Here is a 24,868-nt window from a genome sequence, read left to right on the forward strand (position 1 = left end):
AACCCGGAATTTGGGTCATTAACTCCACCGCAGTTTGAAATGCATCAGTGGATTTGGCTATGCTCCCAAAACCCACTACAGCTGCAGTGTTCCCAATAGCAACTAGTGCACCAGTGGTGCCCACATTAATGGCTTCTTGAATATTGAGAAAATACCGATAGTTAATCGCCACCAAGACTAAAACACCACCACCTAAGGCAACGATTAAGGCCAGTTGTTGTAAGCTGTCGTGCAATAGAAATGACAATACCAGTACCACTAACAAGGGCACAATTCCGGTGATGGGGTGAGGTAGTTTACGCTCAACGATCACTGGGTCATGAGCTTGATGTTCAAAACATTCGCCATTGGCAACGGCTGCATTGATCATGCGCTTGCACCACCAATAACCAAAAGTTGCCATGAATAGGGCTACCACTAAACTCACTTCCCACGCCGCAAAGGGTGAGGTTCCCAAAAATTTAATAGGGATCCAGTTTTGAATTTCTGGTGAGCCTGCTGAGGTCATAGTAAAGGTGACAGAGCCAAAGGCAAGAACAGCAGGAATAAAACGTCTCGGTAAGTTGGCGTCTTTAAATAAACTCACTGCCATAGGGTAAACCGAAAACGCCACCACAAATAAACTAACGCCACCATAGGTTAAAATGGCACAGGCTAAAATAACCGCTATCACTGCGTTTTGTCTGCCCAGTTTTCCCACAATCCAATGAGATACTGCGTCGGCTGCGCCGCAATCCTGCATAAATTTGCCGAATAGCGCGCCAAGCAAAAACATAAAAAACCATGATGCAATAAAACCCGCAAATCCCTGCATATACAGTGTGACAAAATTGCTATCACCCACAAACACTGGAATTGAACTTGTCAGTGCCACTATTAATGCACAAAGGGGGGCGGCAATAAACAAATTGGTACCGCGAATTGTTAACACAATTAGCAGGGCTAATCCGCCTAATAAACCGAGTAAACTGAGCATACAGCTATCCTTTAAAGTTAAGTCAATGATCGTAGACCTACCGTAAAGTCAGCGTATTGTGTGATGAGAAAATTCATTTTCCCATAGTACTATGGTACTAGATACCTTTGATAAGAACTGTTCTAAAGTGCATCCGATCGTAGCCTAAACGTAAAAAAATAATTAAAATCATGTAAACAGGACTCGTTATGAAAAGCACCAGTAACACATTTTTTTCTACCCGCTCATCAATTAAATATCCTCGTTCACTATGCGCTTTAGCCGTCGCTACTGGCTTAGCTGGTTTACCTGCAATGGCGCAAGAACAAAGCGCTGCCGCAGATAAGAAAGGCTTGGAACGCATAGAAGTAACCGCACGTAAAACTGTTGAAAGTTTGCAAGAAGTGCCCATTTCTGTGACCTCCATCGGGGGACTTGAACTGGACGAAAAAGGCATTGCGGTATTAACAGAAATACAACAATTTTCTCCCAATACCACATTGCAAAACAGCCGTGGTACAAACTCAACCCTAACCGCTTTTATACGTGGTGTAGGTCAACAAGATCCACTTTGGGGATACGAGCCTGGCGTTGGTATTTACATTGATGACGTGTATGTCGCACGTCCCCAAGGTGCGGTAATAGATTTACTGGATGTCTCTCGTATAGAAGTATTGCGGGGCCCTCAAGGCACTCTTTATGGTAAAAATACCATTGGTGGCGCCATTAAATACGTGACTAAACCCATGAGCGGTGATGCGGAAATGAATGTGCAAGGCACAATCGGTAGCTACTCACAACGCGATGTAAAGGTAACAGGGCAATACCCCATCATCGAAGACACGTTATTTGTTGGTTTTGGCTACGCAAATCTAAATCGTGATGGTTTTGGTGAATACTTGATTTCGGCACTCGATAATCAAGATATGGAAAACTACAACAAAGATCTCACGGCAGCCCGTTTGACCCTTGAGTTCACGCCAAGTGATGACGTATTTTTTAGATTAAGCTGGGACAAAACTACTGATGATTCTAATGCCAAAGGTGGCTATCGTTTGTTGCCGAGTTTATTGACCAATGCGCCTGTTCCTGACAGCGTATTTGACTCGTACACCAGTTTGCCCACTGAAAACAAAGTCGAACTAGAAGGCATTAGCTTGACCGCGAATTGGGATATTACTGATGAATTTTCACTAAAGTATATCGGTTCAAGACGCGAAAGTTATTCGCCTACCAATATTGACTTTGATAATACGCCTTTGGATATCTTCGATGTGCCCGCTGTTTATGACGACAACAATACCACTCACGAAATTCAGTTAAATTATCGTGGTGATGGTATGTCAATGGTCGGTGGCGTTTATGCTTACGACGGTGAATCATGTGGTCAATTTGAGGCTATTTTAGGCTTTTTAGGACGCGCGGCCTTTGGTACACCGGGTTTAACTCGTGAAGTATCAGGCTGTAATAACAGTAAAAGTACTGCAGCCTATGTACAGGGTTCGTTTGATTTAACGGAGGCGCTTTCGTTAACGCTGGGTGCGCGCTACACCAATGAAGAAAAAGAAGCAGATGTAAATAACGGATTGGTGTTTGCTGCGGTATATCCTCAGTCTGGTTGGGTGCCAGGCTATGTGCGTCCTGATGGTGATTTAGTGCCACAAGTATTGGGTGAAGATACCAATAATGACGGTATTTTAGATGCACCTAAAACCAAGAGTTGGTCACGTTTTACGCCACGAGTTGGCCTGGAGTATCAAGCAAATCCTGACCTAATGTTTTTTGCTAGTTATTCACAAGGCTTTAAATCTGGCACCTTTAATCCACGTGCAACGGTGAATGAACCCGCGGCTGATCCGGAAATTGTTGACTCAATTGAAGTAGGGATGAAAAGTGATTGGTCAGATAATTTACGTGTTAATTTAACTTACTTTTCATTGGATCATAAAGACCGTCAATACATCGGTGTGATCCCAAGTGATGATGCCTCCGTGTTAAATCAATATTTGGCCAACGTGGCCGCCACTTCTGCTAAAGGTATTGAAGCTGAAGTTACGTATGTGGCGACAGACAATCTGACCTTTGATATTGCGCTGGGGACCTTTGACTCAAAAATTGAAGAAAACAACGCCGTGCCGCCGTTGTTAGGTATTTCGAATACCCCTGACTACACCATGAACTTTGCGGCTAACTATGTATTAGAAAGCAGCGTAGGGGATTTTGTTATTAACGCTAACTACTACTATCGTGATGATTACCGTTTGTTTGAAGACAGCGACTTATTGCAAGAAAAGGGTTACGGAATGTTGAATATGAGTGTCAGTTGGCAACATGAAGAGGGACATTGGTATGCGAGTCTGCATGGTAAAAACCTTACTGATAAAGAGTATTTAGTGGGTGGATATAACTTTGTTGGCGACAACGGCGATGGTACTTATTCTCCTGGTTTAGGCGGAGATAACACCTTAATCGGTTATTACGGTGATCCTCGCACCGTGAGTCTTACCTTGGGTTATCGTTTCTAATTTTATTGATTTAAACCGAGTTTTTTAGTGTGTGTCCAAGCAAAGCGACCTGAGGTTTAGGTCGCTTTTTTGTTATTTGAGCATGTTGACCTTTGATGGAAGGTGTTGCTCGGGGTATGCTGGTTGTTTACCTCTTATTAGCATTGTATTAAACACCTAGTGGCAAGAGAACTGAACAGTATGAATACCAAAGCCATCGTTGCAGATGATCATCCTTTGTTTCGCTTAGCGCTCAAACAAGCGGTTGTGGGCATATTAGGCAGTAATATTCTAGAGTCTTCATCGTTTGATGACACATTAGGCTTGCTTGAGTCTCATCCTGATGTTGAATTGATCTTTTTAGATCTAAAAATGCCCGGAAATGACGGCCTAACGGGGCTCACCACCTTGCGGAATAAATACCCGGACATTCTCGTGGTGATTGTATCTGCAGAAGAAAATCCCGCATTAGTGCGCAAAGCCATTGATTATGGCTCAAGTGGCTACATTCCCAAATCCACACCTTTACCTGTCATCGGTGATGCGGTGCGTGACATCCTAGAAGGGCAGTTGTGGGTGCCGCCTGATATGATTAATCAAGTAGCGCAATTGGACAGCCAAGCTGATAAAGATTTTGCTAACAAACTGACCCAACTTACTCCACATCAATTCAAAGTGTTGCAAATGATGGCTGACGGCTTATTAAACAAACAAATTGCTTACGAGTTGGATGTAAGTGAATCAACCATTAAGCAACATGTATCAGCGGTCCTACACAAGCTAGGGTTTAACAATCGCACGCAGGCAGGCGTCATGTTCAAGCAACTGTTGATAGCAGAATAAATCAACGCTAAGTGACTTATGTCGAGAACGGGCTAATTGTCATGAATTTCCTTCACACGGCCCACTTGGCCATCCTCTAATTGCACTTTTATACCATGAGGGTGATGAAGTGAGTTGGTCAATAAACGTCTTACTATCCCTTGGGTTAATTTACCACTTCGTTGGTCCGCTTTAAGAACCACAGAGACTGAGGCACCTATTTGTATACGTGAGCGTTGAGTAATGCTCATTCTTAACTCCTTGATAGTTCGGCTGGTTTCTTGTTTGTTCAGCACTATATTGCTTTTCTGCTGAGGTGGAAAGCGTGTCATAAGCTTGGGTAAAATGTAAGGTATTGTAATCCATCTTATTTCTGGGGAACTAATAGGCAGGCAGGAGGTTCAGAACAATCATGAGCTTAAAGTTAATAATGGATGAATAATGAAAAAGTATATTTTTGTACTGATGAGCCTACTCGTATTAGGTGGATGTGCGACCCGTCAATTATCTGAGGCAGAAAAATCAACCCTCATTGAAGGTTACATAACAACAGAAAATCTTGAACAGCGCAGTTCTATCTCGGCATTTAATTTAGATAGTTGGAGTGCTTTGAGTGATCAGTATGTGATCTTACGCTCATCACCTTTTAGGTCTTACTTAGTTAAACTTGCTAATCGCTGCCACGATTTGGCTTTTTCGCCTACCCTCGTGGTTAACTCTCGTATGTCAGGAAGCTTGAGTACCGGCTTTGACTCAGTTTATACACCGGAAAATGTCAGTTTTAAATGCTTTATAAGTCGCATCTATCCGCTGACAAAAGAGCAAAACAAGAGCTTACTAAGCGCCATAAGTGATAAAGAAGAGGAGGCCTTGCAAGCAGGCGCAGCATCACAAGATCAGGTAAAAGCCAATGTTCAGCCAAGGTAGAGTGAGCTTAGAGGCAGTGCGAGATGTCTTTCACTTTGCGGCTCAAACGCTACGACCTATATCCAAAAAGTGATGTTTACACAGCGAGTTGTTTAATAAGGCGTTTTAATGCTGCAGTTTTAATGGGCTTGGGTAAGTAATGAAGCGATGTTTCAATGGCTTCTTTACGAGTTTGTTCGCTACGATCTGCACTACTTAATATACCGGGAATGAATAGGTCTGCGTGCTTGTTTTGCCAGTGGTGACGCAGATATCTCGCGGCTTGGACGCCAGTCAGTTCGTTGTCCAAGTGATAGTCTAAAAAAAGCAAATCAGGTCTGTCAGGACAAACCAATATCGCGTGTTCCAAATCACTTGCACCGCAAACTGTGGCACCCCAATTACTGAATAATTGCGTGATGGCATCCAAGGTCTGGGGCTCATTTTCAATCACCAGCACGGTTTTATGCTGGAGCAAAAGGGAATTATCGATACTCGTTTTGGTGTCGGGCTTTTGAGGGCTCCATGTTTCAGTGCCCCTTGGCACCGTGACTTCAAAGCAACTGCCCTTTGCGACGATAGAATGCAAGTTTACCGAATGCTGTAATAAGCCACTAATCCGCTCAACGATAGTTAAACCAAGTCCAAGTCCTTGCCCATTTTGATGACCATCAAGTTGTTTAAACTCTTTAAACACATCTTGCTGGTGTTCTCTAGGGATGCCTTGCCCCGTATCAATAACACGAATTTTGCATTGCTGACCTTGTCGTTTTACTGCCACCAAGATACGACCCTCTTGGGTATACCTGATCGCGTTAGAAATTAAATTTTGAATAACACGGCGCAGTAATTTTTTATCAGAAACGATACTTAATGAGCTGGGCAGGTAGTGTAGGGTCAGCCCTTTTTGCTGGGCTAATAAAGAAAACTCATTGACGAGCGGGCGTAATAAATCGTCGACGAAAAAGGCTTGTCGATTAACACTCAACGCGCCAGAGTCCAGTTTTGTCATATCCAGTAAAGCGGTTAATAGCTCTTCTGCACTATTGAGAGATTGTATTAAGCTTTGACTCATGTCAGCTAATTCTTGGTTAGGGGCCTTCTCTTTTAGTAAGGCCGCAAACAGGCTGGCAGCGTTAAAGGGTTGCATTAAATCATGGCCTGCAGCAGCTAAAAATTTGGTTTTACTCTCGTTGGCTAACTCGGCTTCTTTACGCGCAGCATCGAGTGCCACATTAGCGCCTTGTAATTCTTGGGTACGTTGTTCTACACGGCTTTCTAGCTGCTCTTTGGATTGCTGCAATTGCTGTTGAATACTGATGTAATCAGTAATATCACTGTAGGTTGTAACAAAACCACCGCCGGGTAAAGGGCTACCATTGACTTCAATGACTTGGCCATTTTCTTGTTCACGCACGTATTTGTAACGACTGCCTGTGCGCATATAGTCGATGCGTTTTGTAATTTCTTGCTCAATGTCACTACTATCACCAAACAGTCCACGTTTGGCATTAAAGCGCAATAATTCGTCAATGGGTAAGCCCACATGGATAAAACCATTAGGGTAGGCAAATAGTTCGATATACCGTTGATTCCAAGCAAGTAGGGTTAAGTTACTGTCTAGTACACTGATCCCTTGTTGGATATTTTCCACCGAAGATTGCAATACTTCATGATTGAAGTGAAAGGTTTGATTGGCTTCTTCGACCAGTTCCACTAATTCGGCTAAGGCCACATCCTTTTTCTCGGCAATCGCTGAAAGTAGAATTCGTGCACTGACATTTCCGATTTGACTGGCTAATTCGCCTTCAATACTGTTGAGTAATTTGGGGCTAGCATAGGCACCATGTTGATTAGGCGGTAACTGTTTTAACAAGGACTGATGACGCTCTTTACCTAATACTTTTTCGGTAATGGCTAATAAGTTGGCAATCTTAGTCGCCTTGTTTAGCGCGGTAAAGGCCGAGGTTTGTGGATCAAGTATTACCGTGTGACGCTGGTTGGGCCAAAACCAAGAAACCAAGCAGAAACACGATAAATTCACCAGCAAGCTCAAGGCAAATCCTTGGGCCAATTGCAGGTCGCTGGGTATCGCATCGAAGTAATAACTGGCCTTGATACTCGGCCACAATAACCAATAACACCAACAACATGCGCCTACCACTAAGGCAATTTGTGCAGCTATTTTATTGCGTTTTTGCCAATATAAGCCGCCAATGATAATCGGCATGGTTTGCGACAGTAAGGCAATAGCAATGATGCCGCTGTTCACCAATGGCGAAGACTGACTAATATCTTGATGGTAAATAAATGCCACCCCCATGACTACGAGCACCGTAATGCGGCGAATGAGTAAAATAGCCCGCGGCGTTAGATTATGTTGCATCATGGTTTTTAATTGAATTTTGAGCCACAGCGGCGTGGCTAAATTGTTTGAAATCATGATCCCAGTAGCAAGGGTGGCGACAATAACCATGCTGGTGGCGGCCGATAAACCACCAATAAAAGCAATAAGACTAATGCTGGCATTACCATTAACAAGGGGCAAAGCAAGGGCATAGGCATCGCTACTCATATAATTGGCGTCCCCAGGATTACCACTAAAGATAATATGGCCTGCGATAGCGATGGGTAGCACAAACAAGGACATTGCGCTTAGGTACAAAGGGAACAGCCAGCGTGCGGTGCGTAATTCTTCGCTGCCATTGTTTTCTACAAAATTAATATGAAATTGACGGGGTAAACAAAACATTGAACAAATGCCGAGCAATACGTGGCTGGCAAAGACCCAGTACGCTGTATCTGCTTCGACTATTTTTGCACTTCTTGGGTTTAACTTCGCTTGCCCCAGTAGGTCGAGCACGCCATCAAATAATGCATAACATACGTACAAGCCAACCACCGTTAATGCTACTAATTTGACAATTGACTCGAAGGCGATGGTTAACATTAAACCAGGATGTTTTTCCGTTAAGTTTAACGAACGGGTACCAAACAATATTGCAAACAAGGCCATAAGCGCCGCAACATATAGGCCTATATTGGCTGACCAACCTGCATCAAGTCCCGCCACAATACTGATCCCTTGAGTAACAGCGTCTAACTGCAAGGCAATGTAAGGAATAACGCCGATAAAACATAAGATAGTCACCAAGGCAGCCAATAGGTGTGATTTGTCGTAGCGCAGACTGATAAAGTCAGCGAGTGAGCTCACCTGATGTTGATGACACAACAAAGCAATGCGTCTCAAAATAGGATGAGCAAACAAAAACACTAAAATGATGCCTAAGTAGGTAGGCACAAATGCCCAGCCATATTGAGCCGCTTGAGTCGTGGTGCCGAAAAAGGCCCAAGAAGTGCAGTGCACACCTAAGGCTAAGCTGTAAATAAAAGGATGTTGTTGCTGATCGCGAAAGCGCCTATCAGCCCAAAAGGCGAGGGCAAACAACAATAATAAATAACAAAAAACAGCAATGGAAACGGTCCACACACTTAGCATAGTTAAACCTAATTTGTTTACTACTCAATACTTTACCTGCTCTACAAGATTGGGCAAAGCGCTGTTTTTTGTCAGTCTTTGCCATATTTAGTGAGAAAAAATCAAAATCAGCGTGTTTTTGCTCTTGAAGCCGTTAAAACAAGCCCCATTAATAGCAGCAATTCATATTGCCTTAGAGAAAAGAAAACGGAGTCACGCATGTCCAAACCCACCCCTGAACAAGAACAAGAGTTGGCACAAGCCGCTGAGCAAGTAGAAATGAGCGGCGACGATGCTGCGGTTGAAGGAGAATTCCAAAGCCCAGAGCAACAACGTATCGCTGAGCTTGAAGAGGCTTTAGCCGCTTCTGAAGCAAAGTTTGCTGAGCAAAAAGATTCTGTGGTTCGTGCCATTGCAGATGCTGACAATGTGCGTAAGCGTGCAGAAGGTGAAATTGACAAAGCGCGTAAGTTTGCACTTGAGCGTTTTGCCGGTGAATTATTGCCTGTTGCAGATAACTTAGAGCGTGCTTTACAAGTAGCTGACCCTGCCAATGAAGCAATAAAAGGTGTGGTTGAAGGTGTTGAATTGACCCTCAAGTCTTTTGTCAACACCATTGAAAAATTTGGCTTAAAAGTAATCGACCCACAAGGTCAGCCTTTTAATCCAGAACAACATCAAGCTATGGGTATGCAAGAAAATGCCGAATTACCACCCAATACGGTAATGGCAGTGATGCAAAAAGGTTATGAAATTAACGGACGTTTATTACGTCCTGCGATGGTTATGGTCACACGTGCACCAGAAAGTGGTGTTGACGTCCAAGCTTAAGCAAACAAACAAAAAAAGTGCGCTAAAAGGATAAGATTTTTATTAACAGATATTGAAAATAAAAATAATAACCCCACAAAGTGTACAGGCTTTTAGAACTATATTTGGAGATTAACTAATGGGTAGAATCATTGGCATAGATTTAGGTACAACTAACTCTTGTATTGCAATACTAGACGGCGGCAAAGCCAAAGTTATCGAAAACGCAGAGGGCGATCGTACTACTCCCTCTATCATCGCTTACACACAAGATGGTGAAATCTTAGTGGGTGCACCTGCCAAACGTCAGGCGGTTACTAACCCTAAAAACACCTTGTTTGCTATCAAGCGTTTGATTGGTCGTCGCTTCGAAGATAAAGAAGTGCAACGTGATATCGACATCATGCCTTACAACATCGTTAAGGCTGACAATGGCGATGCATGGGTAGAAGCGAAAGGCGAGAAAATGGCGCCACCGCAAATTTCTGCTGAAGTATTGAAAAAAATGAAAAAGACCGCCGAAGATTACTTAGGCGAAGAAGTGACTGCAGCGGTTATTACGGTACCTGCATATTTTAACGATTCACAGCGCCAAGCAACTAAAGATGCTGGTCGTATCGCAGGTCTAGACGTAAAACGTATTATTAACGAACCGACTGCTGCCGCACTTGCCTACGGTATGGACAAGAAAAAAGGCGACAGCGTTGTTGCGGTATACGACTTAGGTGGTGGTACCTTTGATATTTCAATTATCGAAATCGATGAAGCTGATGGCGAGCATACCTTCGAAGTATTAGCGACTAACGGTGACACTCACCTAGGTGGTGAAGATTTTGATAACCAAGTGATTAACTATTTGGTTGAAGAATTCAAAAAAGACAGCGGTATTGATTTACGTAAAGATCCTTTGGCAATGCAACGCCTAAAAGAAGCTGGCGAAAAAGCGAAGATCGAATTGTCTTCTGCTCAGCAAACTGAAGTTAACTTACCTTACGTGACTGCAGATGCGTCTGGTCCTAAACACTTAGCCATCAAATTGACACGTGCTAAGTTAGAATCTTTGGTTGAGAAAATGGTTAAAGCCACGCTTGAGCCACTTAAACAAGCGCTAGCGGATGCTGACTTATCAGTAGGTGATATCAACGATATCATTTTGGTTGGTGGTCAAACACGTATGCCATTGGTACAGAAGTATGTCACTGAGTTTTTTGGTAAAGAGCCACGTAAAGACGTAAACCCTGATGAAGCAGTTGCAGTAGGTGCGGCAATTCAAGGTGGTGTACTGTCTGGTGATGTTAAAGACGTATTGTTACTTGACGTAACACCTCTGTCTTTAGGTATCGAAACGATGGGCGGTGTCATGACTGCGCTTATCGAGAAAAACACCACCGTGCCAACTAAGAAGTCACAAACCTTTTCTACAGCAGAAGATAACCAAGCTGCAGTAACGGTTCACGTGCTACAAGGTGAGCGTAAACAAGCGTCTGGCAATAAGTCGCTAGGTCAATTTAACCTAGAAGGCATTCGTCCTGCGCAGCGTGGTGCACCGCAAATTGAAGTCACGTTTGACATCGATGCTGATGGTATCTTGCATGTATCAGCAAAAGATAAAGATACAAATAAAGAGCAAAAAATCACTATCAAAGCGTCTTCAGGTTTGAGTGATGAAGAAATAGAAAAAATGGTACAAGATGCCGAAGCAAACAAAGATGCGGACAAAAAGTTTGAAGAATTAGTGCAAGCCCGTAACCAAGCTGATGGCATGGTACACGGTACTCGCAAGCAAGTTGAAGAAGCAGGCGATGCACTGAGCGATGCTGATAAAGCGGAAATCGAAACTGCAATTACGGCGCTAGAAACCGCAATTAAAGGTGACGATAAAGCTGAGATTGAAGCTAAAACGCAAGAGTTAATTCAAGCTTCTGGTAAATTGATGGAAGTTGCTCAAGCCAAAGCGGCCTCTGAGGGTGCGGCTGAGCCTACTGATGCAGGCGCTGCTAAGCAAGATGACGATGTTGTTGACGCTGAGTTTGAAGAAGTAAAAGACGATAAGAAGTAATTCTTATTTAATTTGTCTGCCGGGCGACTCATTGACTGTAACCAGCAGTGAGTCTTAGCCTAATGATACAAACTTGGCGCAGCGGCTAAACCGATTTGCGCCTTGTTTGTTTTAGAAAATCTTTAAATAACTGTTTACAACAGTAAGTTTTACCTTATCAGGATACACAAGCGATATGTCGAAGCGAGATTATTATGAAGTGTTGGGTGTCGACAAAGGCGCCGCCGAACGCGATATAAAAAAGGCCTATAAACGCCTTGCGATGAAGTATCACCCCGATCGTAATCAGGGTGATAAAGCCATGGAAGAAAAGTTTAAAGAAATTCAAGAAGCCCATGAGATTTTAACTGATTCGCAAAAGCGCGCGGCATATGATCAATATGGTCATGCTGGTGTTGATCCCAATCGTGGTGGTGGACGTGGTCAAGGCGCCGATTTTGGCGATATTTTTGGCGACGTGTTTGGTGACATTTTCGGTGGTGGCGGTCGAGGAGGCAGACAGTCTCGAGCTCGCCAAGGTTCAGATCTACGTTACAACCTTGAGCTGACTCTCGAAGAAGCTGTTCGTGGCAAAAGCGTTGAAATACGCGTACCAACCCTAGTTGAATGTGACACCTGTGATGGCTCAGGTGCCAAAAAAGGTTCTAGTCCCGTTACGTGTTCAACGTGCCACGGCCAAGGTCAAGTGCAAATGCGCCAAGGTTTCTTTGCTGTGCAACAAACCTGTCCTACTTGTTCGGGTAAGGGCAAGATTATCAAAGATCCTTGTGGTTCATGTCGTGGCCACGGACGTGTTGAAAAAACCAAAACCTTATCTGTTAAAGTACCCGCAGGTGTTGATACCGGTGATCGTATTCGCTTAACAGGCGAAGGTGAAGCTGGCGAAATGGGGGCACCAGCAGGTGATTTGTATGTTCAAGTACATGTAAAAGACCACAAAATATTCACCCGTGAAGGTAATAACTTGTACTGCGAAGTTCCTTTGAGCTTTACTCGTGCGGCTTTGGGGGGAGAAATCGAAGTTCCCACCCTAGAAGGCAAAGTAAAATTGAAAGTGACGCCCGAAACGCAAACTGGGAAAATGTTCCGCTTACGTGACAAGGGTGTTAAGTCAGTACGCAGTGGTAATGTGGGTGACTTGATTTGCAAGGTGGTAATTGAAACACCGGTTAATCTTAGTAGCCGCCAAAAAGAGTTGTTAGAAGAGCTTGAAGAGTCTATGGGTAAAGGCAAAGATGTGGCCAAAAACAGACCTAAAGAAAGTGGCTTTTTTGATGGGGTTAAAAAGTTTTTTGACGATTTAACCAATTAAACTTAGATCTTATAGTTTGTTTAAGCCGCTCCATTGAGCGGCTTTTTTTATCGCTATAATTCAGCAATGTTTTGTGAAAGAATAAATTTTTAATGAGCGTTTAAGGATAATAATGAAAAAAATATGTATGGCTTTAGTTGGGTTATCACTAGCCTTTGCCAGTGTTGCACAGCCCGCTAAAAAAGCGAGCATAGAGCAGTTAATGCAACTCACCGGGGCGGGTGATTTGAGTGCGCAAATGATGAATCAAATGCTACCGGCAATGCAACAGATGATACCTGATGCGCCGCCGACTTTTTGGGACACCTTTAAGCAAGAACTCGATGCCAATGAACTTATGAAAATGATCATTCCAGTGTACCAAAAGCATCTAAGTGAAGAAGATATTCAAGCCATACTGGCGTTCTATTCAACACCTGCCGGTAAAAAATTAATCTCTGCTCAGCCTGCCATTATGCAGGAATCGATGATGATAGGTCAGCAATGGGGGCAACAGGTCTTTATGCGTGCCAAACAAAAATTCGATGCTATGTCAGCTGCTCAGCCGCAGTAATTTATCAAACTAGGGGCTTTTTTGTCAGTAATTAAGGGAGCTAAAGCATGTTAAAGCGCATTCATCATGTGGCTATTATTTGTTCTGACTATCCACGCTCGAAACAGTTTTATACTGAGGTGTTGGGTCTTGCGGTGATCGCTGAAAACTATCGAGCAGAGCGGCAATCGTATAAGTTAGATTTGGCCTTACCGGATGGGGGGCAGCTTGAAATGTTTTCGTTTCCAGACGCCCCGCCCAGGCCTAGTCGACCTGAAGCGCAGGGCTTGCGGCACTTGGCTTTTGTAGTTGATTCGGTCGCGCTGAGCAAGCAGCAATTAGAAAAGCAGGGCATCGAAGTCGAAGCCATAAGAATTGACGAGTATACAGGTAAACCCTTTACTTTTTTCAGCGATCCTGACGGTCTACCCTTAGAGTTATATCAAGCCTAGGGTTTGATACTCGCCGGTGTGAGGTTTGCTCTGAATAAAGTCGAGCCTGATGTTTCAAACTTTTTCATCGCAGCCAGTGAGTTGCGGATAAGGAAAAATAATGTACGGATTAATTGGAAAGATCGATTGTGTCGAAGGTAAGCGTGAAGCGTTAACTGATATATTGTTAACTGGAGTGGCCGATATGCCAGGGTGTCTTAGCTATATTATTGCCAATGATAAATTAGATGAGAATGCCCTTTGGGTGACAGAAGTATGGACAGATGAAACCCATCATAAAGCGTCTATCATGCTGCCGTCGGTGCAAGAAGCAATCAAATTAGGTAAACCCATGATCAAAGGGTTTGCTGAACGTTTTGAAACCTGTCCTACCGGAGGCATTGGCCTTTAATGGCAGTAAAATATTGAACTCAGCTAATTTTGGCATGTAGTTAAAAACGAAGTTGAGCTCAGTCAAGTTGACTGAGCTCAACCTTAGCATTCTATTGACTGATTTTAGCTTGAATAAAGTTTACAACATCAGTTGCTTGACGAGTTTCAGAAAACTCAGCCAATCCTTTACCAGCACAGCTCACATTTTTTTCGTCTAAAACAATGTCAAGGACACGTTGTTTTGAACTTGCTAGCACGCCAACTTGACGTTCAATAGCACGTTTTAAGGTGTTGACATCATTGTTGATAGCGGCTTTACAAAAGCCTGCAAATTCAGTGTCACCAACAAATTTAACTTTCTTAGCACTTTCAAGAGCAGCGTTAGCATTGAATGACAAGCAAGCTGCAGATACTACGATAGAAACAAATAACTTTTTCATATTCAATACCCCAATTAATTTAACCGTTTGTGTGAGAGACTTTAGGTAAATCTCGAAACAAATAGTAATTAAATTACAGAAAATTGTTGTTTTTTCTTTGTGCTACTTTAATTAATAGCGTGTAAAAGTAGCAGTTCAAGTATTTAACAATATGATATACTGTTGAAATTTAACGACATTTTGTATTTTAATATATCTTTATAGAATAATAAGCATGTTATTTGGTCTAAATTATTATGTAATTAAATTACAGTTTTGCTTGGTGGAATGTCATAAATACAAAAATTTCACATTTAAGGCTCTTATATTGCTATTTTTTTCAGCTGTCGCAGTAAATATAGTGCAAAACAAGACCGTGGCTTATGCTCGGTCAATCTCGTTAAAAGAGCACACGCCGATGCTTGTCCCTCAAAGAAATCGCGTTTCAGCCTGCAAGTAACGGATGTCGATTCAAGACAGGTATTATTTTTTGTTGTGCAGCCAATCATGAGAAGTAGGGCATCGTTTGAGCTCTTCTGCCACGAGAATACCCTAGGGTTACTTGAGACGTAATGAAGCTAATTTGATTTTTTTTGATTAAAAATTGAGCGTTAGTGCTCAGTAGCAGCGAGGTTTGTAGATAAACCTCGCTGCTAATGAGCGCGGATCGGGCTTTGCTTTTTCTCGCTCGATAGACCTTGCCGTAGATAAGCCTGCGCTACATGATGCAATAGGCTACAGCTATAGCGGTGTTGAGTAGATAGTAAGCGATTAATCAGCTCTAAAGCTTTTATGACAGGCCGAGCAACTGTCTTTCACCCCGACTAAACCGCCCATTAAGGCAGCAATATCACCTTTTTCAGCCGTATTTAACAGCGCTTGGCTACTTTGCTTAAAGCCTTCGGCTTTGTCCGCAAACTTATCCGCTTGTGACCAAATTTCTGCCAAGGCATCGGTATCTAAACCTGTCTCTTGACCTGTACCTGCGGGAAACCAATCAGGTAGCACCTGGGCATGGTCAGCCAATACGCCTGCATGTTGCTGGATAACACTTAGGTCTGGAGCGCCACTCTTTAATTGTTGATTGATGGTTTTCATTGCTTTACCCATCTCTTTAAAGTTTTGTTGGCGAGTTTCAATGGTAGAACTGGCGTCTGTTGCATTAGCATTAACAGAGACGTGCAAAGATAAAATTACGGCACTGCTTATGGCTAATGCTTTAAATGTGGAAAAACTGCGGCATGTTGTTTTCATGTTTGTGATTCTCTGTTTTGATTAAATTAATACCATGTCAGGCTTTGCCCAGTTAAGTTTACGGCTACGCTGAGCCCTTTTCCATTCTACGCGACTTTAATTCTTAATATCAAAGGTTAAACCTTAGCTTTTAGACGCAGAGCAATTAGCTATATCATTTGATTGAATGAATAATGGCGAATATGAAATACTGTAAACAGTATTGTTGGTAAGCCATTTATTTGGCCTTTCTTTTAAGCAACGTTTTTCAGCAGGTAGCAATATGACAAACAATCAAACTAGCGCCAATCGAGTATGGGATTGGCCCATCAGATTTGTCCATTGGTCCTTTGTCATTTTACTCGCGCTTTTATGGTGGACTGCTGAAAATGGCGAAATGGACATTCATCGCTATGCTGGTTACGCGATCACGAGTTTGCTGGTTTTTCGTCTATATTGGGGCTTTGCCGGCAGTAATACCGCGAGATTCACTCAATTTGTGCAAGGTCCAACCCAGACATGGCGTTATGCTAAAACTCTCGGCCAGCCTCACACGGCACCTCAATATGGTCACAACCCGCTAGGGGCTTATAGTGTTGTTCTATTATTAAGTCTGATGGGTATTCAAGTGATTTCTGGCTTGTTTGCCATTGATGTGGATGGTTGGGAGGCTGGCCCCTTAAATGACTATGTTTCTTTTGAAACAGGGCGCCTAAGTGCAGCATGGCACGAATACACTTTTAATGTGATCCTCGGTTGGATTATTTTGCATCTCTTTGCTGTGACGTATTATTTGTTTTGGCGCAAACAAAATTTAATTTCAGCCATGCTCAGTGGCAAGACAAAGGAGGGCGGTAGTGGCAAATTTATTGCAGCTCGTCCTACTCACTACTTTGTGGGTTTAGCGTTAATACTGATTACCCTGTGGTTACTTTTATAGCTATTTGATGGTGTGGGTCGGGAATACAAAAACTTATGATAAACATGCGCTTATGTCGATATTTAATAAAAATGTCACTGTTTGTTCATCTAATTATCGCAAAAGGGCTTTAGCTTAGAGGGCTGTGAAATCACTTAATTACTCGGAAGTAAATGTAATATGCTAATTACCCACTCAGCGAAATTCAGTCTTCGTCCACTTACATTAATCGTTAGCGCTTTATTAGCGACGGGCGTAGCAGCGCAAGAGCCTGATAAAGGTGAGATTGAAAAAATCACTGTAACCACTCAAAAACGTGTGCAAGCGATCCAAGATGTGCCGGTTTCTATTAGTGCTTATAACGGTGATTTTTTAGAACGCTTGGGGGTGAATGAGCTTGATGCGTTATCGGATATTACCCCAGGCTTGGTCATTCAAGAGCAAAGCCCTAACAATCCCGGTTTTGTCATTCGTGGTATTACTTCTGATAGCGGTTCATCACAATCATCGCCGCGGGTGTCGATTTATTATAACGGCGCTGATGTGTCTCGTTCACGTGGTTCCTATTTTGAGTTATTTGATATCGAGCGAGTAGAAGTGGTTAAAGGTCCACAGGCTACATTGTTTGGTACTGCCGCATCGGTAGGTGCATTAAGCGTTATCACCAATAAGCCTGAGGAAGATTTTTCTGCCAAAATTAATGCTGCTGTTGGTAACTTTGGCGCTACTTCACTTCATGGCTATGTCACTGGTGGCAATGCAACACTGCAAGGCCGCTTGGCTGTAAGTTATCGTAAGCGCGATGGTTTTATAGAAAATATAGCGGGTGATGCAGATTCGCAAACCCCAAATGGCACCAAGCAAGATGATATGCATGCCATTGATCGTCAAGCCGTTCGTGCTTCGCTGCGTTTTGTTCCGAATGATAAACTGACTGGGGATATCGTCTATACCCACGAGAAAAATGCTGATTCTGGTACATCCTTTAAGAACGCCAACTTTGCCCCAACGGGCGGCGATACCAGCCCTTATACTTATGTTGAGATGTCGGGAAGCCCCTATTCAAAAGCGGTATTAGGCGCTGAAAAACTGGGGGTAGATCGTACAGTGGATGATGTTAACCTGACCCTAAACTACACGCTATCTGATAGCACAACCTTGACCTCAATATCTGCGTATCGCCGTTTTGATTCCATAGAAGTATTTGACGCCGATGGTACGCAAGCATGGTTTTTAGAGTTTGCAGAAGATGCTCAGGGTGATCAATTCAGTCAAGAATTACGCTTAGTCAATGTGCAAGATAAGCTCACAAGTATCGCAGGTGTGAGTTACTTTACTGAAGATGGTTCACAACGTGTGCCCTTTAGTACCGAAGAATCAATTTTTCTTAATTGTGTTGGCGCTTTGTCAGCTTTAGGTCAGCCCTGTATTAATGCAGACGGCTCAGTAAACGTTTTAAGTGCAGTTTTAACTGCAGGTGCTTTTAGTGAAATTCCTTATTCTTCGGAGTTTACCAATTACGGTGACAATCAAAGCTATTCTGCATTTGCTGATTTCACGTATTTAGTCAGTGATGCCTTAGAATTAACGGCGGGTTTACGGTACGTAAAAGAAGATAAAGAAAGTGCTTATATGTCTGTTATTCCTGACTCGGTGTTAACGGGCGGCACATTTTTTGGCAGTAATACCGATGGTGAAACCTTCAGCGCAAATAAAAGCTACGATGATTGGTTGCCTCGTTTTAATGCCTTATATCGTGTTAATCCTGATCTTAATATTTATGCAACCATCTCGAAAGGTCGTCGCTCTAACGTACTGGATGTAACAGGTAGCACAGTAAGTGATGTACCAGCAGAAATTATATGGAACTACGAAGCTGGGATAAAAGGCCAAGCATGGGAGCGTAAACTTGATTATTCAGCGTCGGTTTTCTATCAAGATTATACCCATTTTCAAGTAACTTTATTAGGCGATGATGGCATTGCTTATCAGGCCGATGCGGGTTCAGCGACCAATATTGGTGTTGAAGGCGAGCTGCGAGCCATCGTAGGGGAAGGACTGCAGTTATTCGCTAACTTTGCCTATATTGATGCCACTATAGATGACGATGCTACCAATGGTAACTTAGCGGGTAATCGCTTCCGTTTGCAGCCTGAGCGGACTTTTAGTCTAGGTGGTTCGTACTTTACTGCTGTAAGTAATGACTTCAATTTCACCAGTTCAGCGATTTTTAGTTATCGATCGGATGTGTTTTTTGAAGCTGCGAATCAGCCTAACATCAGTGAAGATGCAGTGAGTTTAGCCAACCTTCGTGTAGGTATTGAAAGGGCAGATGCGAGTTGGTCGGTTAATTTAGTGGCAAGCAATATCTTTGATAAAGAGTACTTGGTAGATGCAGGTAATACGGGTGGTGCTTTTGGTAATCCGACTTTTGTAGCCGGTCCACCTCGCTTTTATGGTATTGAGTTCAGTATGAATTTTGGTGGTTAATCATTAACAACCTAAAAAACCGTTAGTAACGGTTTTTTAGGTGCTAAACGTCGAGCACTAGCCCGGAGTCAAGCGCCAAACTTGTTGCAAGGCGGCGACTCTGCCTTTTAACCCGCCAGCCAAAGATTCACTGTATAAACTTTCAATCTTATATTTATCAGCGTAATGGCGGGTTACTTCAGCTGCAGTCACACTAAAGGGGGGGCCTTGCATCGAGCTCTGCTCATAATCAAAACAAATTAATAATTGCGTAGCACCATCAGTCACATTTATAAGGTGTTGACTATATTGTATTCTCATTGGCAAGGGTAAAGCCACCAGTGCGGCTCGGTCGTAAACGCCATCTACTTGACCAATAAGCGCCTGAGTTAGTGAAAAAATATCGCCTACAAAAATGTCAATATTGGCTGCTTGGTAGAGTAAAAAACCATCTATAGCAGTGACCTCGGCTTGAATATGTAATGATTCAAATAAGGCGATGGTTGCCTGCTCACTGAGCTCTGCGCCTACTACGTTATAGCCTTGTGCTAATAACCATGAGATGTCATGGGTTTTACCACATAAAGGCACAAACACCCGTTGGCCTTTTCTGAGAGATAATTTGGGGAAATGGGCTATTAATAAGGGATTGATGTCTTGTTCATGAAAACCAATTTCACCTTTAGCCCAGCGTTCATGCCAAAAATCAGCCTGCATTTGTTACTCCTTACTGAGTGCATTTACTATCTTATCTGGATTGTTCATATAACCATGAGCAACATCTGGTGTTACATCCATGAGCGTTGACTTGACTCTACCTGATACAAACAACGATTAATTAAACCAAGTGCAATGGTTTCTGGCATTAACGGTATGGTAATGGCACCTGAAGCCAGTACATATTTCACCGTCGCTAAGTGACGCCTTTTCATCATTATGCTTTGTTTAAATTGGCATTGCTGCACCTTAAAAGCAGGAAAGCAATAATAATCTACGCCCAAAAGTCCCTTACGTAGGTAAACAAAGTTTTCGTCAAAAGCATAGCCCCAACGCCGCCAGCGTAAAAAAACAAGGGTGCTTAATAATGCAAAAAGTACTAGTCCTATTGCTGCCAACGCTATGTTGTGTTTAATAATGGCAATACTTTGAATGAGGCAACACAGCGGAAATAAATAATAGCCAATGTAGCGCAGCATAAAAAATCCACTAATGGCTGAAAAGCTCACGTTGGCCAATTGATTATTGGGGTAGATATCGTCAATGATTGCACGACTTTGTGTAAGCGTAATAGAGGGCACAATAATTTTATTGTTAGCCGCGGAATGATCAGCCTGTTTTAGCCGCGCATTCATTTGCTCCAACTTAAGGTTGACTCGTTTCAACAAGATATCTAACCAGTCTTGTTGTTGCACAAGCATCTGTAAACGACTTAATGGCATGCTAACTTCATGTTTGGTGAACAAGCCGCTGCGGCGAATATAGCGGTTTTCTGTCTTACTCAGGGTATAACCATAATAACTTATGATAGCGCCCGTCACAGAAAACAGCATCAGTAAGAACATGAATAGCAGAGTCAAGGATAAGGTATAGATCCCTACTTGCCATAAAGAGTGTACTTGTAAGTTAAACATGTCATTAAGATTGATACCCAAATCCATTAGCAAAATGTTGATTTTATTGACAATATTATCGTAAAAAGGAGCTAAACCACCCAATAAAATCCACACTCTGTTATTGGTGATGCCGTGTAAAACTAAGTCAGGTAAGCTGCGTTGATTGATTAACTGTTCGTCGGTGGCAAAGGGTGGGTAGCTATCTTTCGCGTGGGTAGGCGCTGCACTAAATGGCGCAGATGATTCAGGCGAAACCCGCAATATTTGCTGTTTTAGCTGTTGAGCCAGCACCAAAGGCAAAGCCACTAGTTGGGCTTCTTGTTTAGCAGAGCCTGCTGTATCGAGCTGCAAACAGGCATACCCAGTGAGGCGATAATAAAGTGGCTGTTCAATTTTAACATTTTGAATTCGTTCAAAGGGCAGATTCACGTGTTTTTTACGAAAAAGACCAGAACGAATTTCAAGCACATTATCTGATAAACGAAAGCGATAAACCTGAAAACTCCAAAATGCCCCCAATAGCAATGCGGTAAACGAGATCAACAATATCGGCAGCCAAATATAAGGGTACGCGATGATATTCGAATAGCTATATGCCAGGGCTGGAATTAAATAAACGATATTGGCAAAGACCCCACGAATAATCTTCATGACAAAATAAACAATTGCAATGGGCGACAGTTTTTGCCAGTCATTAGCTACTGGCTGGTGCTCGTGTGACGATTTATGCACACTATGCATTGTGGATTAAGTCTTTATTTTTAAGGATAAATTGATGAATTTGTTGGGCAGTTGCTAAGTCTAAGCCCGGTATTTCAAAGGTGTGATGTGAACCTCCAGCGCTATAAACTTGTAAGGTGGCAAGGTTTTTAAATCGCTCTAAGGGCCCCCGCTTTAGTTCAACATGTTGAATTCGTGAGATAGGCTGGCTGACCAGTTTTTTAAACATCAATCCCGAACTGAAATGCAAATCTAGCTGGCGTAAGGCATAACGTTTTTGTTTATCAGCCAAAAAGTTTAGTGAGATAATAAGCAGGCTGGTCACGGCAAAGATACACAATGCATAGGGAATAAAATTGTGTAAAGCAGATGGTAACACTATCCAGTTTTGCACATAAACCAAAGCGCCCAGCATTAAGAATAGTAGGCTCAATACGCCATTTATTATTAGATTAAGCGGGGCGTACTGCTGTGCAAGTACCTGCAAGTTTAGGTTTTCAACCTGAGGCACTGTTGTGTTGTTAAGCTCAGCAATGTTTTCATTGTTAAAGTCAGGTTTTAGCATGTGCCCGTTTACCCCCTACAGTTAAAAACCCTGTAATACTATGTGAAAGAGTAAGGATAGTCCTGTGTAAATTACCTTACCTAGGTGTATAAATTGGGCTTGTAGGACTGATTCTTGGTTAACATGCTTGCCTAAAGCGTTAAATTTGTACACCAAAGCTGAGCAGGGTCAGTAAAAAGTTAGCAAGAAAGTATCTAAGGGATATTCGCTGTATCACTTAACGCTCGCATTTTTATCTCGCCAGAAATAAGCACGAAAACACCTTAAAAATAAAAATGCAGTGATTTGTTTGTTAAGGCATTTCTTAAAGCGAATTAGTATCAATACTAGGCTGCAAGTGCCTACTAATTAAGGCACAATCTCCGCATTATTTATATTAGACATTATTCAAAAGAAAAATATCATGAGTAAAATCGCTATTTTCGGAGCAAACGGTCGTATGGGCCGTGTTTTAGTAGAGGCCATTAAACAAGATGCTGAGTCACATTTAAGTGCCGCCACAGTGCGTGCTTCCTCATCTATGCTTGGTACTGATGTGGGTGAACTTTCTGGCATCGGCAAGTTAGGTGTGACTACCCAAGCTGATTTAACAGGGAGTGTCGCTGATATCGATGTGATGATCGATTTTACCTTGCCAGCCGCCTTAACTGACAACCTAGCATTTTGTGTAAAACATAAACTGCCTATCGTCATTGGCACCACCGGATTAAATGCTGAGCAGAAGAATGCCTTAACTCTGGCTGCGCAATCTATACCCATTGTGTTCGCGGCCAATTACAGTGTTGGTGTTAATTTGCTACTCAATTTAGTCCGTCAAACCGCCAAGGTAATGGGACAAACTGCTGATATCGAAATCATTGAAACACACCATCGTTATAAAAAAGATGCGCCCTCAGGGACGGCGGTGGCAATTGGTGAAGCCATTGCAGATGAGTTAGATCGAGATTTAGCCCAATGCGCGGTGTATGGCAGAGAAGGGGATACCGGCGAGCGCGACCAGCAAACAATAGGTTTTGCAACAGTACGGGCAGGCGATGTTATTGGTGATCACACGGTCCTTTTTGCTGATATAGGTGAGCGTTTAGAAATTACCCATAAAGCCTCAAGTAGGCTGACCTTTGCTAAAGGCGCAGTTAAAGCGGCTAACTGGTTAATTAAGCAGCCTGCGGGCTTGTATAATATGGCTGATGTATTAGGCTTTAACGCAAACTAAGGACACCATAAGACAGAGCTGTCGCGAATAGCCGTAGGGCAATAAATTAGATTTTTGCGGCTTAAGCATAAAATTGTAGTTTAAATGCTTATTTATGCATTTTTGGTAATTGTTCGTAGACCCTAAAAGGTGTTTCGTGTATAGTACTGCGAATTTGCCAAAAATTACCGAAGTTATTACAACTTCAACCAGTTATATCTTGCAAATTAAGCTAAATTCCTTGTAAATCAAATATTTATTGGGGTTTTTATATTGGGCTTGGTAACTGAGAAAAACCAAGTTCTAGCGCATTAACCTCGAGTTAGTGCCATATAACCTTACTTTTTATACATTAAGTAACCAGGAGGTTGACTTGGCTATTTCCGCCCTTTTAGTACTAGCAGACGGGTCTGTTTTTAAAGGTACTGCGATTGGAGCGTCTGGTGTGTCAGTAGGGGAAGTGGTTTTTAACACTTCCATGACAGGATATCAGGAAATTTTAACTGATCCTTCGTACGCCGAACAAATCGTTACACTGACTTATCCTCATATCGGTAATACCGGTATCAATGAAGAAGACCAAGAATCCACTAAGATTTGGGCCAAAGGCCTGGTGATCCGTGATCTACCCTTACTGGTCAGTAATTTCCGCAGCCAACAAAGCTTATCTGATTATCTTGAAGCAAATAACATCCTAGGTATTGCCGACATTGATACACGTCGATTAACACGTATCTTACGTGACAAGGGGGCGCAGAACGGTTGTATTATCGCCAGCAATGCCCTTGATGACGTAAGTTTGGACGAAGCTCATGCACTGGCTATGGCGCAAGGTTTTGCAGGTTTAAAAGGCATGGATTTAGCCAAAGAAGTGACTTGTGAAGCCAGTTACGAATGGAATTCGGCCAGTTGGGATTTGGAAGTGGGGTATAAACCTGCTCCTGATTCGATGCCGTTTCACGTTGTGGCTTACGATTATGGGGTTAAACACAACATACTGCGTATGTTAGTTGACCGAGGCTGTCGTTTAACGGTTGTACCAGCAAAAACCTCTGCAGCAGATGTGCTCGCACTGAAGCCAGATGGCGTATTTTTATCAAATGGCCCCGGAGATCCAGAGCCTTGTGATTATGCCATCAGTGCCATTAAAACCTTGTTAGACACTAATATTCCTATATTTGGTATTTGTTTAGGTCATCAGTTATTGGCCCTTGCCAGTGGTGCTCGCACCTTAAAAATGAAGTTTGGTCATCATGGCGCGAATCACCCAGTTAAAGATTTAAAAGCCAATCGAGTGATGATTACAGCTCAAAACCATGGTTTTGCCGTCGATGAGTCAAGTCTGCCAGCCAATATTGAAGTGACTCACATATCGTTGTTTGATAAATCGTTGCAGGGCATACACCTAACCGATAAGCCTGCGTTTAGCTTTCAAGGCCATCCTGAAGCCAGTCCTGGCCCTCATGATGCAGCGCCTTTGTTTGACCATTTTATCGAATTGATGCAAGCAACTCGCTAGATTAGCGAGTTTTGCCT

Annotated in this window: 21 protein-coding genes; 13 read left to right on the forward strand and 8 right to left on the reverse strand. The window is 42.7% G+C overall.

Annotated elements, in window-relative coordinates; translation table 11 throughout:
• Nucleotides 1-976: GntP family permease (locus tag NWQ57_RS01405; protein WP_306020163.1), on the reverse strand; the 976-nt coding region annotated here is incomplete at its 3' end.
• Nucleotides 977-1,164: 188 nt separating this feature from the next.
• Here NWQ57_RS01405 and NWQ57_RS01410 point away from each other — a divergent pair.
• Both NWQ57_RS01410 and NWQ57_RS01415 read left to right on the forward strand, forming a co-directional pair.
• A complete protein-coding gene (locus NWQ57_RS01410; RefSeq protein WP_306020164.1) occupies nt 1,165-3,480 on the forward strand; it encodes a TonB-dependent receptor in 2,316 nt (771 codons plus the stop codon).
• Nucleotides 3,481-3,660: 180 nt separating this feature from the next.
• A complete protein-coding gene (locus tag NWQ57_RS01415) occupies nt 3,661-4,302 on the forward strand; it encodes a response regulator transcription factor (protein WP_306020165.1) in 642 nt (213 codons plus the stop codon).
• A 32-nt stretch (nt 4,303-4,334) separates the two neighbouring features.
• Here NWQ57_RS01415 and NWQ57_RS01420 read toward each other — a convergent pair whose 3' ends face one another.
• Nucleotides 4,335-4,532, reverse strand: coding sequence for a YwbE family protein (locus NWQ57_RS01420; protein ID WP_306020166.1), 198 nt, complete (start codon nt 4,530-4,532; stop codon nt 4,335-4,337).
• A gap of 190 nt (nt 4,533-4,722) precedes the next feature.
• On the opposite strand from NWQ57_RS01420, the gene NWQ57_RS01425 reads away from it, so the two are divergent.
• A complete protein-coding gene (locus tag NWQ57_RS01425) occupies nt 4,723-5,208 on the forward strand; it encodes a DUF6491 family protein (protein ID WP_306020167.1) in 486 nt (161 codons plus the stop codon).
• 76 nt (nt 5,209-5,284) lie between these two features.
• On the opposite strand, the gene NWQ57_RS01430 is transcribed toward NWQ57_RS01425, so the two are convergent.
• Nucleotides 5,285-8,686: a PAS domain-containing hybrid sensor histidine kinase/response regulator gene (locus NWQ57_RS01430; protein WP_306020168.1), complete on the reverse strand. Its 3,402-nt coding sequence runs from the start codon at nt 8,684-8,686 to the stop codon at nt 5,285-5,287.
• A gap of 198 nt (nt 8,687-8,884) precedes the next feature.
• Between NWQ57_RS01430 and grpE the strand changes: the two genes are divergently transcribed.
• The 6 genes from grpE to NWQ57_RS01460 all read left to right on the forward strand — a co-directional run bounded on the left by grpE (nt 8,885) and on the right by NWQ57_RS01460 (nt 14,221).
• Nucleotides 8,885-9,496 (forward strand): nucleotide exchange factor GrpE, encoded by a 612-nt coding sequence (gene grpE / locus NWQ57_RS01435; RefSeq protein WP_306020169.1) that lies wholly within the window; start codon nt 8,885-8,887, stop codon nt 9,494-9,496.
• A gap of 118 nt (nt 9,497-9,614) precedes the next feature.
• Nucleotides 9,615-11,534, forward strand: coding sequence for a molecular chaperone DnaK (gene dnaK, locus NWQ57_RS01440; protein ID WP_306020170.1), 1,920 nt, complete (start codon nt 9,615-9,617; stop codon nt 11,532-11,534).
• 175 nt (nt 11,535-11,709) lie between these two features.
• A complete protein-coding gene (dnaJ, locus tag NWQ57_RS01445; RefSeq protein WP_306020171.1) occupies nt 11,710-12,846 on the forward strand; it encodes a molecular chaperone DnaJ in 1,137 nt (378 codons plus the stop codon).
• A gap of 112 nt (nt 12,847-12,958) precedes the next feature.
• Nucleotides 12,959-13,399, forward strand: coding sequence for a DUF2059 domain-containing protein (locus tag NWQ57_RS01450; protein WP_306020172.1), 441 nt, complete (start codon nt 12,959-12,961; stop codon nt 13,397-13,399).
• 47 nt (nt 13,400-13,446) lie between these two features.
• The gene (locus NWQ57_RS01455) at nt 13,447-13,830 is read left to right on the forward strand and encodes a VOC family protein (protein ID WP_306020173.1); all 384 of its coding nucleotides are present in this window, start codon (nt 13,447-13,449) and stop codon (nt 13,828-13,830) included.
• A 100-nt stretch (nt 13,831-13,930) separates the two neighbouring features.
• Nucleotides 13,931-14,221, forward strand: coding sequence for a putative quinol monooxygenase (locus NWQ57_RS01460; protein WP_306020174.1), 291 nt, complete (start codon nt 13,931-13,933; stop codon nt 14,219-14,221).
• A 91-nt stretch (nt 14,222-14,312) separates the two neighbouring features.
• On the opposite strand, the gene NWQ57_RS01465 is transcribed toward NWQ57_RS01460, so the two are convergent.
• Nucleotides 14,313-14,642 carry a hypothetical protein gene (locus NWQ57_RS01465; RefSeq protein ID WP_306020175.1) on the reverse strand — a complete coding sequence of 110 codons (330 nt, stop codon included), beginning with the start codon at nt 14,640-14,642 and terminating at the stop codon, nt 14,313-14,315.
• A 750-nt stretch (nt 14,643-15,392) separates the two neighbouring features.
• Nucleotides 15,393-15,875 (reverse strand): cytochrome c, encoded by a 483-nt coding sequence (locus NWQ57_RS01470; RefSeq protein WP_306020176.1) that lies wholly within the window; start codon nt 15,873-15,875, stop codon nt 15,393-15,395.
• 262 nt (nt 15,876-16,137) lie between these two features.
• Between NWQ57_RS01470 and NWQ57_RS01475 the strand changes: the two genes are divergently transcribed.
• Both NWQ57_RS01475 and NWQ57_RS01480 read left to right on the forward strand, forming a co-directional pair.
• Complete coding sequence (locus NWQ57_RS01475; RefSeq protein ID WP_306020177.1) at nt 16,138-16,794, forward strand: cytochrome b/b6 domain-containing protein; 657 nt, start codon at nt 16,138-16,140, stop codon at nt 16,792-16,794.
• A 159-nt stretch (nt 16,795-16,953) separates the two neighbouring features.
• Entirely contained in the window at nt 16,954-19,263 is a 2,310-nt protein-coding gene (locus tag NWQ57_RS01480; RefSeq protein WP_306020178.1) for a TonB-dependent receptor, read from the forward strand.
• Between the two features lie 57 nt (nt 19,264-19,320).
• On the opposite strand, the gene tmpT is transcribed toward NWQ57_RS01480, so the two are convergent.
• From tmpT to NWQ57_RS01495, 3 genes are all read right to left on the reverse strand, one after another.
• A complete protein-coding gene (tmpT, locus tag NWQ57_RS01485) occupies nt 19,321-19,959 on the reverse strand; it encodes a thiopurine S-methyltransferase (protein ID WP_306020179.1) in 639 nt (212 codons plus the stop codon).
• A gap of 71 nt (nt 19,960-20,030) precedes the next feature.
• The gene (locus tag NWQ57_RS01490) at nt 20,031-21,596 is read right to left on the reverse strand and encodes a PH domain-containing protein (protein WP_306020180.1); all 1,566 of its coding nucleotides are present in this window, start codon (nt 21,594-21,596) and stop codon (nt 20,031-20,033) included.
• Nucleotides 21,589-22,140, reverse strand: coding sequence for a PH domain-containing protein (locus NWQ57_RS01495; protein WP_306020181.1), 552 nt, complete (start codon nt 22,138-22,140; stop codon nt 21,589-21,591). The genes NWQ57_RS01490 and NWQ57_RS01495 overlap by 8 nt, the downstream gene beginning before the upstream one ends.
• 403 nt (nt 22,141-22,543) lie before the next feature.
• Between NWQ57_RS01495 and dapB the strand changes: the two genes are divergently transcribed.
• Both dapB and carA read left to right on the forward strand, forming a co-directional pair.
• Nucleotides 22,544-23,353, forward strand: a complete 810-nt coding sequence (gene dapB, locus NWQ57_RS01500) for a 4-hydroxy-tetrahydrodipicolinate reductase (RefSeq protein WP_306020182.1) — start codon at nt 22,544-22,546, stop codon at nt 23,351-23,353.
• 352 nt (nt 23,354-23,705) lie between these two features.
• Nucleotides 23,706-24,851, forward strand: a complete 1,146-nt coding sequence (gene carA, locus NWQ57_RS01505) for a glutamine-hydrolyzing carbamoyl-phosphate synthase small subunit (protein WP_306020183.1) — start codon at nt 23,706-23,708, stop codon at nt 24,849-24,851.
• Nucleotides 24,852-24,868: the final 17 nt, after the last annotated feature.

The sequence above is a fragment of the Paraglaciecola sp. genome (genome assembly GCF_030730205.1).
GTDB lineage: Bacteria > Pseudomonadota > Gammaproteobacteria > Enterobacterales > Alteromonadaceae > Paraglaciecola.